The 16,475-nt window shown below is 63.5% G+C and carries 17 protein-coding genes and 1 tRNA gene; 7 read left to right on the top strand and 11 right to left on the bottom strand.

The window, feature by feature from the left end; all coding sequences use genetic code 11:
- Nucleotides 1–194: 194 nt before the first annotated feature.
- From CAG44_RS08795 to CAG44_RS08785, 3 genes are all read left to right on the top strand, one after another.
- Nucleotides 195–271, top strand: a tRNA-Arg gene (locus tag CAG44_RS08795).
- Nucleotides 272–431: 160 nt separating this feature from the next.
- Nucleotides 432–2,162, top strand: a complete 1,731-nt coding sequence (locus tag CAG44_RS08790; protein ID WP_158091103.1) for a dipeptidase — start codon at nt 432–434, stop codon at nt 2,160–2,162.
- Between the two features lie 296 nt (nt 2,163–2,458).
- Nucleotides 2,459–2,896 (top strand): CBS domain-containing protein, encoded by a 438-nt coding sequence (locus tag CAG44_RS08785; protein WP_025337291.1) that lies wholly within the window; start codon nt 2,459–2,461, stop codon nt 2,894–2,896.
- A gap of 6 nt (nt 2,897–2,902) precedes the next feature.
- On the opposite strand, the gene CAG44_RS08780 is transcribed toward CAG44_RS08785, so the two are convergent.
- The 3 genes from CAG44_RS08780 to CAG44_RS08770 all read right to left on the bottom strand — a co-directional run bounded on the left by CAG44_RS08780 (nt 2,903) and on the right by CAG44_RS08770 (nt 4,372).
- Nucleotides 2,903–3,541: an NADH:ubiquinone oxidoreductase subunit N gene (locus CAG44_RS08780; RefSeq protein ID WP_085591786.1), complete on the bottom strand. Its 639-nt coding sequence runs from the start codon at nt 3,539–3,541 to the stop codon at nt 2,903–2,905.
- A 69-nt stretch (nt 3,542–3,610) separates the two neighbouring features.
- Nucleotides 3,611–3,853, bottom strand: a complete 243-nt coding sequence (locus CAG44_RS08775) for a DUF2789 domain-containing protein (protein WP_085691944.1) — start codon at nt 3,851–3,853, stop codon at nt 3,611–3,613.
- Between the two features lie 60 nt (nt 3,854–3,913).
- Nucleotides 3,914–4,372: an aminoacyl-tRNA deacylase gene (locus CAG44_RS08770; RefSeq protein WP_003260230.1), complete on the bottom strand. Its 459-nt coding sequence runs from the start codon at nt 4,370–4,372 to the stop codon at nt 3,914–3,916.
- 98 nt (nt 4,373–4,470) lie between these two features.
- On the opposite strand from CAG44_RS08770, the gene CAG44_RS08765 reads away from it, so the two are divergent.
- Both CAG44_RS08765 and CAG44_RS08760 read left to right on the top strand, forming a co-directional pair.
- Nucleotides 4,471–5,817 carry a nodulation protein NfeD gene (locus CAG44_RS08765; protein ID WP_085691943.1) on the top strand — a complete coding sequence of 449 codons (1,347 nt, stop codon included), beginning with the start codon at nt 4,471–4,473 and terminating at the stop codon, nt 5,815–5,817.
- 2 nt (nt 5,818–5,819) lie between these two features.
- On the top strand, nt 5,820–6,572 hold the full coding sequence (locus CAG44_RS08760) for a slipin family protein (protein WP_025337287.1): 753 nt from the start codon (nt 5,820–5,822) through the stop codon (nt 6,570–6,572).
- Between the two features lie 110 nt (nt 6,573–6,682).
- On the opposite strand, the gene CAG44_RS08755 is transcribed toward CAG44_RS08760, so the two are convergent.
- From CAG44_RS08755 to CAG44_RS08745, 3 genes are all read right to left on the bottom strand, one after another.
- A complete protein-coding gene (locus CAG44_RS08755) occupies nt 6,683–7,315 on the bottom strand; it encodes a LysE family transporter (protein WP_046616418.1) in 633 nt (210 codons plus the stop codon).
- A gap of 199 nt (nt 7,316–7,514) precedes the next feature.
- Nucleotides 7,515–8,102: a mechanosensitive ion channel family protein gene (locus CAG44_RS08750; protein WP_075044289.1), complete on the bottom strand. Its 588-nt coding sequence runs from the start codon at nt 8,100–8,102 to the stop codon at nt 7,515–7,517.
- Nucleotides 8,102–10,012: an ATP-binding cassette domain-containing protein gene (locus CAG44_RS08745; RefSeq protein WP_085691942.1), complete on the bottom strand. Its 1,911-nt coding sequence runs from the start codon at nt 10,010–10,012 to the stop codon at nt 8,102–8,104. The genes CAG44_RS08750 and CAG44_RS08745 overlap by 1 nt, the downstream gene beginning before the upstream one ends.
- A gap of 50 nt (nt 10,013–10,062) precedes the next feature.
- Between CAG44_RS08745 and CAG44_RS08740 the strand changes: the two genes are divergently transcribed.
- The gene (locus tag CAG44_RS08740; RefSeq protein WP_085691941.1) at nt 10,063–10,545 is read left to right on the top strand and encodes a TIGR02444 family protein; all 483 of its coding nucleotides are present in this window, start codon (nt 10,063–10,065) and stop codon (nt 10,543–10,545) included.
- Here CAG44_RS08740 and CAG44_RS08735 read toward each other — a convergent pair.
- Complete coding sequence (locus tag CAG44_RS08735) at nt 10,521–11,660, bottom strand: AlgP family protein (RefSeq protein WP_085691940.1); 1,140 nt, start codon at nt 11,658–11,660, stop codon at nt 10,521–10,523. The two genes, CAG44_RS08740 and CAG44_RS08735, sit on opposite strands and share 25 nt — an antisense overlap.
- A gap of 380 nt (nt 11,661–12,040) precedes the next feature.
- Between CAG44_RS08735 and CAG44_RS08730 the strand changes: the two genes are divergently transcribed.
- Complete coding sequence (locus CAG44_RS08730; RefSeq protein ID WP_085691939.1) at nt 12,041–12,679, top strand: FKBP-type peptidyl-prolyl cis-trans isomerase; 639 nt, start codon at nt 12,041–12,043, stop codon at nt 12,677–12,679.
- A 9-nt stretch (nt 12,680–12,688) separates the two neighbouring features.
- On the opposite strand, the gene rsd is transcribed toward CAG44_RS08730, so the two are convergent.
- The 4 genes from rsd to CAG44_RS08710 all read right to left on the bottom strand — a co-directional run bounded on the left by rsd (nt 12,689) and on the right by CAG44_RS08710 (nt 16,453).
- The gene (gene rsd, locus CAG44_RS08725) at nt 12,689–13,159 is read right to left on the bottom strand and encodes a sigma D regulator (RefSeq protein WP_085691938.1); all 471 of its coding nucleotides are present in this window, start codon (nt 13,157–13,159) and stop codon (nt 12,689–12,691) included.
- 230 nt (nt 13,160–13,389) lie between these two features.
- A complete protein-coding gene (locus CAG44_RS08720) occupies nt 13,390–13,896 on the bottom strand; it encodes a disulfide bond formation protein B (RefSeq protein WP_085664199.1) in 507 nt (168 codons plus the stop codon).
- Between the two features lie 221 nt (nt 13,897–14,117).
- On the bottom strand, nt 14,118–15,356 hold the full coding sequence (locus tag CAG44_RS08715; RefSeq protein WP_075044282.1) for a heme biosynthesis protein HemY: 1,239 nt from the start codon (nt 15,354–15,356) through the stop codon (nt 14,118–14,120).
- Nucleotides 15,353–16,453 carry a uroporphyrinogen-III C-methyltransferase gene (locus tag CAG44_RS08710; protein ID WP_084785108.1) on the bottom strand — a complete coding sequence of 367 codons (1,101 nt, stop codon included), beginning with the start codon at nt 16,451–16,453 and terminating at the stop codon, nt 15,353–15,355. The genes CAG44_RS08715 and CAG44_RS08710 overlap by 4 nt, the downstream gene beginning before the upstream one ends.
- Nucleotides 16,454–16,475: the final 22 nt, after the last annotated feature.

Here is a 16,475-nt window from a genome sequence, read left to right as displayed (position 1 = left end):
TGATCGAATACTTGTTATAACAAGTTGTGACCAGAGAATAGAGGGCATAATAACTGCTGTGGAAATATCGATATCGCATATGGATAGATGCGTTTGTGATTGCTGCTGTCGGCAGCTCTCGGCGAAAGGTAAAAACGGCTACAGATCAAGGCGATGGACGCCATCGGATCAGATGGGTATCATGCGTGCGCGTTGCACTCGTAGCTCAGCTGGATAGAGTACTGCCCTCCGAAGGCAGGGGTCGTGGGTTCGAATCCCGCCGAGTGCGCCATATCAAAAAGCCCTGGGCCTGTGCCCGGGGCTTTTTCGTTTGTGCGACATGTCGCGTTTCTGGCACTCCCGTGCCACGGGTCATTGGTGTTAGCGTGGGCGTCTTCCCGTTTCCCGACGGGCAACCCACAACAATGATTGGCGAAGGAATGCGCACAACCATGCACCTGAAAAAACTTACCGCCACCACCCTGCTGCTGGCCAGCATCGGCCTGTTCACCCAACCGGCACAGGCCAACCTTACCCAGCAGCAGTCCGCGGCCATCGTCAAAGCCTTCGACGGCAGCGACCCAAGCGACTTCAAGCAGTTCCTCGGCAAGCTCAAAGGCAGCGACCTGGCCAAGGCCGACAACCTCGCGGCAACCCTGGATGCCTACCTGGCCGGCAAGCCACTGGCCGCCGAGCAGCAGAACGAGATCAACCGCCTGCTCGGCCTGTATACCCGCATCAAGTACGGCAAGGCTGCCAGCGAAACCCTGCGTGAACTGGTGGCCATCCCCACCTTCAACGTCGAAGGCACGCCGCAGCACGAGAACCCCGAGTTCCTCAGGATCGCCGACAAGATCAAGGCCCTGGCCGATAGCTTCGGCCTGGCTTTCCGCAATATCGACAACCGGGTGTACGAGATTTCGCTGGGCAGCGGCAAGGAAGTGGTCGGCATCCATGCCCACGCCGACGTAGTGCCGGTCAACCCGGACAACTGGAAGCTGGCCGATGGCACGCGCCTGGACCCGTTCAAGGTCACCCTGGTCGGTGACCGCATGTACGGCCGCGGCACCGAAGACGACAAGAACGGCATTGTCGTGGCGATGTACGCGCTTAAAGTGGCCAAGGACGAGAACCTGCCGCTGGCTCGCCAGTTCAAGCTGCTGATCGACACCACTGAAGAAACCAGCGGTGATGCCATCCCCTACTACTTCGAGCGCAACCCCACGCCCGACTACAACCTGGCACTCGATGGCGGCTACCCTGTGGTCATCGCCGAGAAAGGCTACGGCACGATCATGGCCAGCTTCAGCAAGCGCCAGGCCAGTGGCAAGGGTGCCGAGATCGTCAACCTGACCGGCGGCCTGGCCACCAACCAGATCCCGACAACCTCCGTCGCGACCCTGGTCACCGACAACCCGGCGAAGCTGGCCAGCCAGCTGGAAAAAGCCGGCGCCGATTACGTGAAGCGCAATGGCGGCGACTTCAGCATCGCTGCCAAGGCCGATGGCAAGCAGGTATTGCTCACCGTGACCGGCGTTTCCGCCCACTCTTCGGAGCCGGAGTCCGGGGTCAACCCGGTGGCGCGCATGCTTGGGTTCATCAACGGCTTGGGCAAGGATGTGCCGCTCAAGCACAACCACTTCACCGATGCCGCCCGCTACGCCGCCGACAACTGGGGCCTGGACTACCTGGGCAACAAGCTCGGCGTGGCCTTCAAGGATTCGTTCATGGGCCCGCTGACCGCCTCGCTGACCTTTGTCGGGGTGGATGAAAAAGGCCTGAAACTGGCGGTGAACCTGCGCATTCCGAAAGGCAAGCCAATTGCCACGATCAAGGACGAACTGGCTGACAAGCTGGGCAAATGGACCCGGCAGAGCCATACCTCGGTGGCCTTCGACTACAGCCTGGACGAGCCGATGTACCGCAACCCCGAGGGCGAATGGGTCAAGGCCTTGCTTGATGTGGCCACCGAGAACCTGGGCATGAAGCACGAGTTCGGTACCTCGGCGGGTGCCACCTCGGTACACGACTTGCCTAACGGCGTGCAGTTCGGCCTGGCCATGCCGGATGTGAAGTACACCGGGCACAACGACAACGAGTTCAAGACCGTTGAGCAGTTCATGCTGGACTTGCAGGTGGTGAGCGAGATGGTGGCGCGGATCGGGCAGATGCCGAAGCTCTGAGCCAACTTTACCGGCCTCTTCGCGGCTAAAGCCGCTCCCACCTCGACCGCATCGGCCTCGAGCCAGGCGCTATCCCTGTGGGAGCTGGCTTGCCGGCGATGAGGCCAGTACAGGCAACACAAGACAGTTGCTCCCACCCTGTGGGAGCGGCTTTAGCCGCGAAGAGGCCGGCACAGGCGACCGCTCATGACGTTTTTCAATCGACTCGATGCCGTTTCCTGCATTGCCGTGCAGAGCGCCGTGCCGGATGCTTTATTTACTCCGAGACATCGCTTTTTTCACCCGCAGAGGCCCGTATGAAGACCGTCGAACAAATCCTCAAGACCAAGTCCCAGCACCAGACCGTGTACACCATCGGCCCGGATGACTCGGTACTCGACGCCCTGAAGCTGCTGGCGGAGAAAAACGTCGGTGCGCTACCGGTGGTCGAGGCCAACCAGGTAGTGGGTATCGTCAGTGAACGGGACTATGCGCGCAAACTGGTGCTAAAGGGCCGCTCGTCCGCCGCTACCCCCGTGCGCGAGATCATGAGTGCGCCGGTGGTCACCGTGGAACCGAAGCAGAACCTCGAGTACTGCATGAACCTGATGACCAACCGCCACCTGCGCCACCTGCCGGTGGTCAGCAATGGCGAGCTGCTCGGCCTGCTGTCGATCGGTGACCTGGTCAAGGAAACCATCGCCGAACAGGCAAACCTGATCCTCAAACTGGAGCAATACATCCGCGGCGAATGAAGCACCTCAGTGGTAGGCGCGCTCCAGCTCGTCCAGCTGATGGTCGAAACTGCGCAGGCGCGCCGACCAGGTGTACACCAGCACTTCCAAGTCCCGGTTGAGCACGGCGGTGTTGCCATGGCCGCTGCGGGTCGGCTCGCCCACATCCAGCTGGTAGCGTTCACGGGCCATGGCCTGGGCCACGCTGGACAGGTCGCGGGCATTGGCCAGCCAGTGGTGATGGTGGTCATGAATTTCGCGATCGAGCAAGCGGCACTGGCGTTTCAGGGCATCCAGGCTCTGCTCCAGCGGCGTGCCCTTGAGCTCGCCCATGACCTCTTCGAAAGTGCGCCCCGAATGCCAGTAGCTGCCCCAGAAGTAGCGGTCGAACACCGTCTCGACGCGGCGTAGCGCGACCTTGGTGTTCCAGATGGTCAGCAACGTTCGCCCCTGCACCACCTCACGCTTGTTCAGGTGCAATTGCTGCCAGGCGATCCAGGTCAGCGCCACCAGTGCAACCGCCACGGTGACGGCGGCAGCGGCATACAGAAAGTGCACTGCCTGGTTCATCTGTTGCGTTTGCCGTATGCCGTAGAAATAACTGGCCGTCAATGTGCCCAGGATCGTCACGGAGCACCAGAAGCCCGGTGCGTAGGGATCTTTCATCGCGCTATCCCCTTGTTGTTTTCCTGAGCATAGCAACGGCCAATCACTCGTCAGGCACCACTCGGCGCTTTATTTTTTGCGCAGGTGCAGCGCCTCGTTCAGTTGGTCGATCATCGGAATCCAGTCGTCATCAGCGATGTACTTCTCTTTCAGGAAATCGCGCTGGGAATCGCTCCAGAAAGGCGCATCAACCAGCTTTATATCGTCGTCGAGCGGCGAATGGGTGGTGATGAAACGGTCGATATCGACCGGATCGTCAGACAGCCCCAGCTGTTTGAAAATCTCGGACAAAGGATGAATCGGCTTATCCATGGTTCCTCCTCGTCGCCAGACCGGTCGTCGACGATGCCGGCCCGGCATGGGTTGAGAGCATCAGCTGAGCTCACGCACTTCGGCGCGCGGCACCAGCTTCAGATATTGCTCCATGCTCATGTGGATCAGGTGATCGTGATCACCCGCCTCCAGATAGACATCGCCTTGGCGGGTAAGACTCGAATCAAGCAGCATCTTTATCTGGTAGGCATCGCCAAGCGCCGGTACGGCACCGCGCTCGCAGTCGCCGAACAGGCTCGGCAGGCCGCTTTCACGGGTCAGTTGCCAGGCCCCGGACATGCGCACCTTGGTCATGTCCAGATGCCGGTTGGCCGGTAGCACGGCCATGATGTAGTTGCCATGACGGTCATCGAGCATCACCGACTTGGCGACCCGCTCGGCGGGCACGCCGGCCGTACGGGCCGACTCCAGGCTGGTGGCCGAATGTGGATGGGGAATGATGTCGTAATCGCAGTTGGCCTTGTCCAGGCGATCCTGCAGGGTCTTTGCCATACGCATGATGCACCTCCGGTTTCGCCCCCCAATTTCCAATTTTAGGTCGGGTACCAGCAGGCAGGGCTAAACTTGTGCAATAGAGGCAAACGAGGTGACGACAGGTGATCACCCGCTGCTGGCGCTGGCTGTTGCTGCTGTTGCTGCTTGGTATCACGCCAGGCAGCTTGGCAGCGCCCGGTGCAGTCTGGGTGCTGGGCATCGATGACGCCATCGGCCCGGCCAGCGCCGACTACCTGGTGCGCAGCCTCGACCAGGCCAAGGCGCAGGGTGCGCAACTGGTGGTTATCCGCATGGACACCCCGGGCGGGCTCGACAGCGCCATGCGCCAGATGATCAAGGCGATTCTCGCCAGCCCCGTGCCGGTCGCAACCTTCGTCGCCCCCAGTGGTGCCCGCGCCGCCAGCGCTGGCACTTATATCCTCTATGCCAGCCATGTCGCGGCCATGGCGCCCGGTACCAACCTGGGCGCCGCAACCCCCGTGCAGATAGGCGCCCCGCCAGGCACGCCCAAGGACGACAAGGCCAAAGGCAGCGATGACGAAACCCTCGCGCGCAAGCAGGTCAACGATGCGGCAGCCTACATTCGTGGCCTGGCGCAGCTGCGCGGGCGCAATGCCGACTGGGCGGAGAAGGCTGTGCGCGAGGCGGTCAGCCTGTCCGCCAGCGAGGCCTTGCGGCTCGACGTGATCGACCTGGTGGCCGATGACCTGCCCGACCTGCTGCGCAAGCTCGATGGCAAAACGCTCACTGTCGCTGGCCAGCCCCAGCAACTGCAGACTGCCGGCGCCAGCCTGGTCGAGCACCTGCCGGACTGGCGCACACGGGTGCTCGCAGTCATCACCAACCCCAGCGTGGCGCTGATCCTGATCATGATCGGTGTGTACGGCCTGCTGTTCGAGTTCATGAACCCCGGCTCGACGGTAGGCGGCGTGGTCGGCGGCATCTGCCTGCTGCTGGCGCTGTATGCCCTGCAGCTGTTGCCCGTGAGCTTCGCCGGGGTGGCGCTGATATTGCTCGGTATCGCCTTCATGATCGCCGAAGCCTTCCTGCCCAGTTTCGGCGTGGTCGGCTTTGGCGGCATCGTCGCCTTCGTGGTCGGCGCGCTGATCCTGATCGACACCGATGCCCCTGGTTTCGGTATCCCGCTGGCCCTGATCGGCACCCTGGCGGGGCTCTCGGCGCTGCTGATCGGCGGTGTGCTGGGCATGGCGCTCAAGGCCCGCCGACGGGCGCTGGTCAGCGGTGACGCCGGCCTGGTCGGCAGCCTGGTCACCGTCACCCAAGTGATGGCGGGCAACCCGTTCTGTGGCTTTGTGCTGGCCCAGGGCGAGCAATGGCAGGCGCAGTGTGCAACGCCACTGCAAGCGGGCCAGAACGTGCGGGTGACCGCGCGCCATGGCGTCATGCTGGAAGTGAGCGCCGCCGCGCCCGCGGCGCAAGGAGAATGACCATGTTCATGCAATTGGGCTTCGGCGCGGTGCTGATCGTGCTGGCGATGCTGTTGCTGTCGGCATTCCGCATCTTGCGCGAGTACGAGCGCGGCGTGGTGTTCCAGCTGGGGCGCTTCTGGCAGGTGAAGGGGCCGGGGCTGATCCTGTTGATCCCGGTGATCCAGCAAATGGTGCGGGTCGACCTGCGCACCGTGGTGCTGGATGTACCACCGCAAGATGTGATCACCCGTGACAACGTCTCGGTCAAGGTCAACGCCGTGGTCTACTTCCGCGTGCTCGATCCGCAGAAGGCGATCATCCAGGTCGAGGATTTCCTCGTGGCGACCAGCCAGCTGGCCCAGACCACGCTGCGCGCGGTGCTCGGCAAGCACGAACTGGATGAACTGTTGGCCGAACGCGAGCAGCTGAACTCGGACATTCGCCAGGTGCTGGATGCACAGACCGATGCCTGGGGCATCAAGGTGGCCAACGTCGAGATCAAGCACGTCGACCTCAACGAATCGATGGTGCGTGCCATTGCCCGCCAGGCCGAGGCCGAGCGTGAACGACGGGCCAAGGTGATCCATGCCGAGGGTGAGTTGCAGGCGTCGGAGAAATTGATGCAGGCGGCGCAGATGCTGAGCAAGGAGCCTGGGGCGATGCAGTTGCGTTACATGCAGACGCTGGGGACGATTGCGGGGGACAAGAGCTCGACCATCGTCTTTCCGCTGCCGGTGGATTTGCTCAAGGGGTTGGTGGACAAGCAGAAATAGAGGTGGCCCATTCGCGGGCTTGCCCGCTCCCACCGGTACTGCGCTGCCCTCAGGGCTGCAGTAATACCTGTGGGAGCGGGCAAGCCCGCGAATGGCCTACATACGGTCTGTCAGACTGGCGCGCGACGCAAAGTCGCCAGGAAGGTGGCCGCGCCAATGAACAACCCGGCGAACGTCCGGTTCAAACGCTTCTGCTGCTTGGGCGTACGCAGCAAGCGCAAAACCCGCGCAGCCAACCCGGTGTACCCCGCCATCACCAGCATATCCACGGTGACCATGGTCACCGTGATCGCCACATACTGCGGCAACAGCGGCTCATGCGGGTTGATGAACTGCGGCAGCACCGCCAGCATGAACACCAGTGCCTTGGGGTTGCTGACGTTGACCAGGAAGCCACGGAACACCAGGCTCAGCGGTTTACCGATAGGGCGCACGGCGGATTCATCGCTCATGTCCATCGGCAAGGCTCGCCATTGCTTGTAGGCCAGGTAGACAAGGTAGGCGACGCCGAACCATTTGATGATCTGGAAGGCCGTGGCCGAGGCGGCCAGGATGGCGCCGACGCCGGCGGCGATGATGGCGATCTGCACGATCAGGCCCAGTTGCAGGCCCAGGGCGTTCCAGTAACCGCGCCAGAAGCCGTATTGCAGGCCGCTGGACATCGAGGCAATCGCCCCGGCACCGGGTGAAAGGCTGATCACCCAACAGGCGGCAAAGAAGCCCAACCACACTTCCATCGACATCACACACCTCGCTCGAACATATGTTGCAAAACGTTAAGCTAAGGTGTTGGTGAAAAAATAACCAGCGATTTCTGAAGGATTTGTATTGTCTGTGCTGGCCTCTTCGCGGGTGAACCCGCTCCCACAGGTATCGCGCTGTCCCCAAGGGCTGCGGAATTCCTGTGGGAGCGGGTTTACCCGCGAAGAGGCCGGTGCAGGTTCAGTCAGCCTCGACAGGCGACTCTTTGTGCATAACCTGCACCTCAGCCCCGCGCCAGCGCCGTACCGACTTCTGGAAGAACTGGCTATTGGGCACCTGCACCAGCGCCCCGCCCGCCTCGGGCATTTCCATCAGGGTGGTGAACAGCAGGTTGATGGCAATCACCCGGCCCTTGACGCCCGGCTTGTCCAGGGTGTCGACCAGTTCGACCACGTCACCAATACGAAACGGCCCGACGGTGAAGATCAGCACCGCGCACAGCAGGTTGGAAAGCACGCTCCACATGGCGAAGAAGGCCACTGCCGCCACCGCGACGAAGCCGGACAGTGCTGTCCACAGCACAGTCGCCGATACACCCAGGCGCTCCAGCACAAACAGCAACGCGCTGCCCATGATCAGCCAGCGCAGGCCGCCACGCACCGGCACCAGCAGTTCCGGCGGCAACGGGTAACGCTGGCTCAGGCGGCTCAGCCCGCGTGCAACGATGCGCTGCAGGACGAAGGCCGCTACCAGGATCAACAGGATCTGCAAGCCCAGCCAGAAGGTGTCCATCCATTGCCCTGGCAGCAGCGAACGCAGTTCCTCCATCAGGACAGCGCCTCGAGCTCGGCCTGCATGCTTTCGAGGGTTTCCAGCGCTTCCATCCAGGCCTCTTCCAGTTCGCCTTCGCGCTGCTTCAGCTTGGTCTGGCGCGCCAGCAGGTCACGCAACTCGTCCTTGCGCGACGCGTCGTAGAGGCCACCATCACCCAGCGCGGTCTCGATCTCGGCCAGTTGCGCGTGCACCTGGTTGAGCTCGGCTTCCAGCTTGTCGGCAGCCTTCTTGTGCGGGGCCAGTTGCTGGCGCAAGGCTGCGGCAGCCTGGCGTTGGGCCTTCTTGTCGGTCTTGTCCGGGTTGACCGGGGCGGTACTGGCCGGCGCGCTGCGCTGGCGGTACTCGACCAGCCAGCGGCTGTAGTCGTCCAGGTCACCATCGAAGATGTCGACCTTGCCGTCAGCCACCAACAGGAAGTCGTCGGTAGTGCTCTTGAGCAGATGACGGTCGTGCGACACCACCACCACGGCACCGGCAAACTCCTGCAGGGCCATGGTCAGCGCCAGGCGCATTTCCAGGTCGAGGTGGTTGGTCGGTTCGTCGAGCAGCAGCAGGTTCGGTCGCTCCCAGGCGATCAGGGCCAACGCCAGGCGGGCCTTCTCACCACCGGAGAAGTTCACCACCGGCTCGTCGACGCGATCGCCATGGAAGTCGAAGCCACCCAGGAAGTCGCGCAGGGTCTGCTCACGCTCGGTGGGGGCAATGCGTTGCAGGTGCAGCAGCGGGCTGGCCTTGTCGTCCAGCGAATCCAGCTGGTGCTGGGCAAAGTAGCCCACAGCCAGGTTCTCACCCCGCACCAGGCGGCCCGACAATGGCTCGAGCTCGCCTGCGAGGTTTTTGATCAGGGTCGACTTGCCAGCGCCGTTGGGGCCGAGCAGGCCAATGCGCGCACCGGGGGTGAGCTGCAGCTTGACCTTGTCGAGGATCGCCTTGTCACCGTAGCCCAGACGGCCTTCGGACAGGCTGAGCAGCGGGCTGGAGATTTTATGTGACTCGCGGAAAACGAAGTCGAACGGCGAATCGACATGCGCCGCCGACAGCTCCTCCATGCGCTCCAGGGCCTTGATCCGGCTCTGTGCCTGGCGGGCCTTGGTGGCCTGGGCCTTGAAGCGGGCAATGTACTTTTCCATGTGCGCACGCTGGGCCTGCTGTTTCTCGTAGGCCTGCTGCTGTTGCGCCAGGCGCTCGGCCCGGGTGCGCTCGAAGGCGGTGTAGCCGCCTTTGTACAGGTTCAGCTTGCGCTGCTCGACGTGCAGCACATGGTCGACCACGGCATCGAGGAAGTCGCGGTCGTGGGAGATCAGCAACAACGTGCCGGGGTAGCCCTTGAGCCAGTCCTCCAGCCACAGGATAGCGTCCAGGTCCAGGTGGTTGGTGGGCTCGTCGAGCAGCAGCAGGTCGGACGGGCACATCAGGGCCTGGGCCAGGTTCAGGCGCATCCGCCAGCCACCGGAGAAGTCGCCGACGCGGCGGTCCATCTGTTCGTTGGTGAAACCAAGGCCGGCCAGCAACTTGCGTGCGCGGGCGTCGGCGGTATAGCCGTCGGCGCTATCCAGCTCAATGTGCAGGCGCGCCAGGGCGGTACCGTCGTGGGCCTGCTCGGCCGCGGCCAGTTCGGCCTGGACCTTGCGCAGGCGCACGTCACCGTCGAGCACATAGTCCACGGCTAGGCGGTCGAGGGTATCGACTTCCTGGCGCATGTGGGCGATGCGCCAGTCACCGGGCAGCTGGCAATCGCCGGCATCAGGCGACAGCTCACCGCGCAGCAAGGCGAACAGGCTGGATTTTCCGGCGCCGTTGGCGCCGATCAGGCCGGCCTTGTGACCGGTGTGCAGGGTCATCTCGGCGCCTTCTAGCAAGCGCTGCGGACCACGCTGTAAAGTGAGGTTGGATAGTCTGATCATGATGGTCGCGGAGTCTACCAGCTTCCTCGGCCCATAGCGCGAGTGGAACCATGCACACCGACCTGTGGAATCACGCCCTGGCCCTGTACGCCAGGCCCGGCGTGGAAGCCGCCTGCCTAGACCTGCAGGCGCTGGGTGGCGATGTCTGTCTGCTGCTGTGCGCAACCTGGTTGCAGGCACGTGGCGTGGCCGTGCGGGACGATCGCGTACAGGCATTGCGCGAGGTTACCGAGCCCTGGCAGCGCGAAGTGGTCAACCCGTTACGTAGCTTGCGCCAACAGTGGCGAGCAGCGGCGCAAGGTGATGCGCAGCTGGCGGCGTTGCGGGAGCAGGTGAAAGGATTGGAGTTACAAGCCGAGAAAGCCTTGCTGGAACGCTTGCAGGACCGTTCGCGACAGTGGCCGGTGGGTGCCCATGAGCCCATGGAAAACTGGCTGGACCAGCTGGCGCCGGCCCAGGCCCGCCACCACGACGCGCTGGTTCGGTTGCGCGTCGCGGCGGCAGCGCTTCAGGACGCCGAAGACGGTGCCTGAGCCGGGGTGCTGGCAGGTGCCGATGGCGCTACCGAAGCTGCCGGGGTGGCCGAGTTGGTCGCGGCGGCCGGAGTGCTGGCGGCTGGCGTAGCCGGTTTGGCTTCGGCTGGCTTGCTGGCAACAGGCTTGGCAGCTGCTGGCTTGGCGGCGGGTTTGGCGGCCGTACGTGCTGGGGCCTTGGCGGCAGCTGGTTTCGCGGCCGGCTTGGCAGCAGCGGCTTTGGCTGGCGTTTTGGCTGCCGCTGGCTTGGCTGCAGGTTTAGCGGCTGCGGTGGCTTTGGCTGCTGGCTTGGCTGCAGGTTTGGCAGCAGCAGTGGCCTTGGCAGCCGGCTTGGCTGCAGGTTTGGCAGCAGCAGTGGCCTTGGCGGCTGGCTTGGCCGCAGGTTTGGCCGCAGCAGTGGCCTTGGCGGCTGGCTTGGCCGCAGGTTTGGCAGCAGCAGTGGCCTTGGCGGCTGGCTTGGCTGCAGGTTTGACAGCAGCAGTGGCCTTGGCGGCTGGTTTGGCTGCAGGTTTGGCAGCAGCAGTCGCCTTGGCTGCCGGCTTGGCCGCAGGTTTGGCAGCAGCGACGGCCTTGGCGGCTGGCTTGGCCGCAGGTTTGCCAGCAGTGGCCTTGGCGGCAGGCTTGGCGGCAGGCTTGGCTGCAGGCTTGGCTGCAGGTTTGGCCGCAGCAGCCTTGGTGACGGGTTTGGCGGCTGCGGGTTTGGAGGTCTTGGCAGCACGCTGGTCAAGCGCCTTGGCTGCAGCTTCGCGAACCTTGCCTACACCTTGGGCCAGCTTGAGGCTGTCCTGGGCATCGCGCTTGAGTTGCTGGATATAAGAACGGGTCTGGGTTTGACGCTCCTTGAGGGAGTCGAGCAGTTCTTCAAGTTCGCCAATGGCTTTTTGTGCCTTGGTCTGCGCCTTGGCTTTACCTGCCTTGGCCGCGTCTTGCAGTTTCAGGCGACCGTTGTGCAGTTTTTCCTGGGCCTTGCCACGCTGCTTTTCCAACTTGGCCAGCAGTTTTTCCGCATCAGCCAGCGCTTGCGAGCAGGCATCTTCCAAGTGTTCGAGCAAGCTGCCCGAAAGTTGCTGGAGCAGGTGTAACGGCGTGCTTACTGGCTTCTTTTTAGCCGACATGGTTTACCTCCTGGCTGACGAGATTGCGGCTCATACTATGCTTCTGCTGCTACCGCCGCTAGGGCATGTTGACAGTATTATTTACGCCGCGTTGCATGCCTGGGCAAAGTTGTTATCTTGCAGCTCCGAGCAAGTGTAGTTGCTGAATAAATCATTGCTGATATTTGGCAATTATCTGTACTGCACAGCCCCCTGTAGGAGCGGCCTTGTGTCGCGATGGGGCGCAGAGCGGCCCCCGGTGTCAGCGCCAGGGCAAATATCGCCGGGGCTGCTCCGCAGCCCTTTCGCGACACAAGGCCGCTCCTACAGCGGGCGTAAAAAGGCAAATACAAATAACGAACACTGGCATACTTCCCCGCTCATTGGCGCAGGAACTCACCATGCCTCGATATCTTGTTTTAGGTTTATGCCTGCTGGCACCCATCGCCTTGGCCGACAGCGAAGAACATGACCTCGCCTACAGCATCGGCGCCAGCCTGGGTGAGCGGCTGCGCCAGGATATGCCGGGCCTGCAACTGGATGCGCTGGTAGAAGGCCTGCGCCAGTCCTACCAGGGGCAACCGCTGAAACTCGACAAGGCACGCATGCAGGCCTTGCTCCAGCAGCAGGAAGCCCAGGAAGGCGATGCCGCCATGCAGAAACTTCAAGCTGCCGAAACACGCTTCATGGCCAACGAGCGTGGTCGTTATGGCGTGCACGAACTACCGGAGGGCTTGCTCTACAGCGAACTGCAAGCAGGTACGGGCGCGCAGCCCAAAGCCGGTGGCAAGGTGCAGGTGCGCTACGTGGGCAGGCTGCCAGACGGCTCGGTGTTCGACCAGAACCAGACGCCCCAGTGGTTCAGCCTGGACTCGGTAATCGAAGGGTGGCAGGTGGCCTTGCCAAAGATGCACACCGGCGCCAAATGGCGCCTGGTGATTCCCTCAGCGCAAGCTTATGGCGCCGAGGGCGCGGGCGACCTGATCGCCCCCTATACACCCCTGGTGTTCGAGATCGAACTGCTGGCGGTTGGCGACTGACGCCAACCCTCAAGCCTGGACCGCGCCTTCTTCCTTGTGCGCGTTGTGCAACACTTCGATCAGGCAGTCTTCCAGTTCGAAGCGCTCGTGCAGCAGGCCACCCAGCTTGCCCAGCTTTTCGGCAAAGCGTTCGGTGTCCTTGCATTCACCCTTGGCGCAATGGTCATTGAAGGCCAGTGCGATCTGAGTACTGTCGTTGATCCGTGGGTTGATATCTTCGGCCAACTTCAGCGCCTTCTCGTCGCCGAAGGCCTTGGCCTCACTGACCAGCTGCTCGCAGACTTCGAAATGCCACGCCGAAACGTAGTCGACAAGGAGCGCGCAAAACTCCCCGTTCGTGTCCTTGTCGGCGAAGGCCGGCTTGGCATCGCGCAGCGCGCGGAAAGCCTGCACCAGTTCCTGGCGCTCCTCCAGCCAGCGGTCGATCAGTTTGTGAACCCCACCCCAGCGTTCCTGAGCGTTCTGACAACTATCGAGCATGGCGATCTCTTCCCTTCTGGGTAGATGCCGCTGCACCTCGCACCACGACCGTGCAGCACAAAGGTGACATCAGCAGGCGGCATCGAGCAGTTGTGTTTTCGGTATGCGTGCTGGGAGATTATTCCCGCGCGTGCTGCCCTTCAAGGTACGCAGCGGACAAAGTTCATACAAGTGTTTAATACCCTGTTACACGGCCATTGGTCGTGCCAATGGCGCAACCTTGCGCCAGGTCATGTTCTCGCCAGGGTGCGGAAACGATACGCCAGCAGGCAACTCAAGGGCAGCACCGCCAGCAGCAGGAAGGCCAGCAGGCTCCACTCGGGCAGGGTCAGGTCGAGAAAGCTCCAGGTCAGCGAGTTGCAATCCGGGCCGCCGAACAACAATTGCCGTGCCGCCTCGCCCCAGGATTGCTCGAACAGCCGCCCGAGCGGCACCGGGCAGACCGGGATGGCCCCGTCATCCCCTTGCAACCAGACATGTCGCGCTGCCAGCAACGCCCCGGCCAGCGAACAGCCCAGCGTCGCCCGCGCGTAACAGCGAATGCCCGCCGTACCCGGTGCCTGCAGCACTGCCGCCAGGCACAGCAGCGCGTACACGCCAAGCAGCAGCCGCTGGCTGAAACACAACGGGCAGGGCACCAGCCCGAGGACGCTTTCCAGGTGGAAGGACGCGGCCAGTACCGCCAGTGCAGCAAGGCAGGCAGGTAGGAAAAAGGTGCGCAAACGGGCCGGCAGCATGGGCGGTGAAGGTCCCGGGATAATGAAGTGGCCTGAAACGGTAGAGGAAAGACGCGCTTTGTTTCAAGGCGCGACAGCAACGACAAGTCGCTGAATCGCGAAGGAAATTTCCAACTATGCAGTAGGAAACGTCTGAAGAAATGGATTGCAGATCTAACTTACATCGAGAGAAAGGTTACCCGCCCCCAAGGCCCGCACCTTTGCGCGGGCCCTGGGGTAGGTCAGGCGCGTACGCCTTCGGGCAAAGGCAGGGCCAGCAGGCGCTCGTCCAGCAGGCCGAGGCCCTCCTGGAACAGCTGGTTGCTGCGCTCGGTCTCGCCCAGGCCAGCGAGCAGGCGCGCCAGCTCGGCACAGGCCTCGGGGTTGCGCTCCATGCGCAGGCTGCTTTCCAGGTAGTCGCGCGCCTTGCCCCACAGGCGGTTCTGCAGGCTCAGACGGCCCAGGGTAAGCAGCAGGCTGGCATCTTGCGGGTGGGCCTTGAGCCAACCTTCGGCTGTTTGCAGCTGGCGCGCCGGGTCATCGCCGCGCACCAGGCCGTACAGGCGGGCCAGGTGGCTTTCGTATTCACGCTTGAGGGCGGTACGCAGCACTTGTTCGGCTTCGCTCTGGGCACCCACCTGGCGCAATTGCTCGGCATAGGCCAGCACCAGCTGTGGCTCCTGGCGCTGGGCTGCGGTCAGTTGCTGCCAGGCGCGCTCCAAGGCCTGACGGGCACTTTGCGCGTCCTCGCCACGGGTGGTGGCCAGGCTCAGGTTCTGGCCCCAGGCACGTTGTTCCAGGGCTGCCAGCTCGGCGGCCGGCAGCACCTTGCCCTTGCGCAGGTCGGGCAGCAGGCGGATCAGTGCCGACCAGTCGCCGCGCTCCAGGTGCAGGCGCTGCAGCAGGCGCAGCACCTGGCCGTTGTGCGGGTGGCGCTCCTGCATGGCCAGCAGGGTTTCGAGGGCGCCGTCGCTTTCGCCACGGTCCATCTGCAACTGTGCATGGGTCAGGGCGATAGCCAGTTCCGCTTGCGGCTGGCGCTCCAGGGCGCGTTCCAGCAGGTTGTCGCTGTCTTCGGTTCGGCCTTGCTCGTTGGCGGCACGCGCGGCACCGAGGTAGTACAGCAACGGCTGGCGCTCGGCCTCGGCGGCACGGTGCAGGTGGCGCTGGGCACTGGCCCAACGGCCCTCCGCGAGGTCCAACTGGCCCTGCTCGATGGCCAGACGAACGCGCCGGCTGCGATTACGCCGCGACCACGGGTTGACCACGCCGCTGGAAGTCAGCACCAGGCCGACCAGGTAGCGCACCAACCACAGCAGCAGCACTACAGCCAGCAAGCCGGCCAGGGCCGCCCACAGCCCCGACTGGTAGCGGAAGCTGCCATAGGAGATCAGCACGTAGCCGCTGTGCTTGGCGACCGCAATACCCAGCGCCGCGGCGACCACGATCGCCAGCACGGCCAGCAGGTAGACACGCTTCATGGCTTGCCCCCTTCAGCCTCGGCCGGCAGGTGGCGGCGCTGTATATAGGCCTGCACTGCGGCCAGGCTTTCGCTGAGGTCGGGGGTAACCACCGATACCGGCTGTTCGGCCAGGGCGTTGAGGCTGTCAAGCATGGCCTTGCTTTGCGGGTTGTCGGCGTTGAAGTTGGCCAGCAGCACGCTGCGGGCGTCGTCCAGCGCCTGGGTGTACACCTTGCTATCGCCATTGAGCGCTGCCCACTGGGCCTGCTCGATGGTCAGGCTCAGGGCCAGGCGCAGCTGGTTCAGTTGCTGCCCGGCCAGCAGCGGACGCACGTTGTCATCGGCGTTGAAGTCGATCTGGAAGTACTTGGAGATCTCGGCCCACCACTGGGACAGGCGACTGGCGCCGTCACCATCGGCGGTGAGCGCGCCCAAGGCATCGGCATTGGTGTCGAACTCCGGCGACTGGGCGCTGAGTTGCTGCACCAGCTCACGCTGAGCGGCCAGTTTCAGGAACAGGCCGGTACGGTCCGGTTGCTGAGTGCTGTTGAGCGTGGCCAGGCTGCGCGCCAGTTGCTCACGGGCGGCGAAGGCACCCGGATCGCTCTGCTCGCGCAGGATCTCGTCCGCCCCCTCGACCAAGGCCTTGGCACTGGTGATGTCCTGCAGCGCAGACAGGCGCAGGGTGGCCAGGCGCAGCAGGTGCTCGGCCTCGGCCAGGCGCCATTCCTTGCGGCTTTCGCCCAGTACGGTTTCCAGGCGCTGGCTGAGGCGTTGCTGGTCGCCTTGCAACTGTGCGACCAGGCGGCGGCGGTCTTCCAGCTCGCTGGCCGCTGGCAGGCTGGCCAGTTGCGCGCTGATCTGCTGCTCACGCTGCTGCAGGGCCTCGGCGCGCTGGTTCAGCGCCTCGATGTGCTGGCCCTGGTTGAATTCGCTGCCTTGCAGTTGACGCACCTGCCAGACACCCCAGCCACCTACCGCCACCCCGGCCGCGCCCAACAGCAGGGCCAGCGTTGCCAGGCCACTGCCGGAGCGCTTGGCAGGTGGGGTGGTGACGGGTTCCGCCGGCGCTTGTGCCGACGGCTGATCGTTATTGGACAAGACAGTCTCGCTCACGTATCCATCCTTTGCATGGGGG

It is taken from the genome of Pseudomonas sp. B13(2017), assembly GCF_002113245.1.
Classification (GTDB): Bacteria; Pseudomonadota; Gammaproteobacteria; order Pseudomonadales; family Pseudomonadaceae; genus Aquipseudomonas; species Aquipseudomonas putida_Z.
The sequence above is the reverse complement of the archived record's forward strand: the minus strand, read 5'-3'. Positions and strand labels throughout refer to the sequence as shown.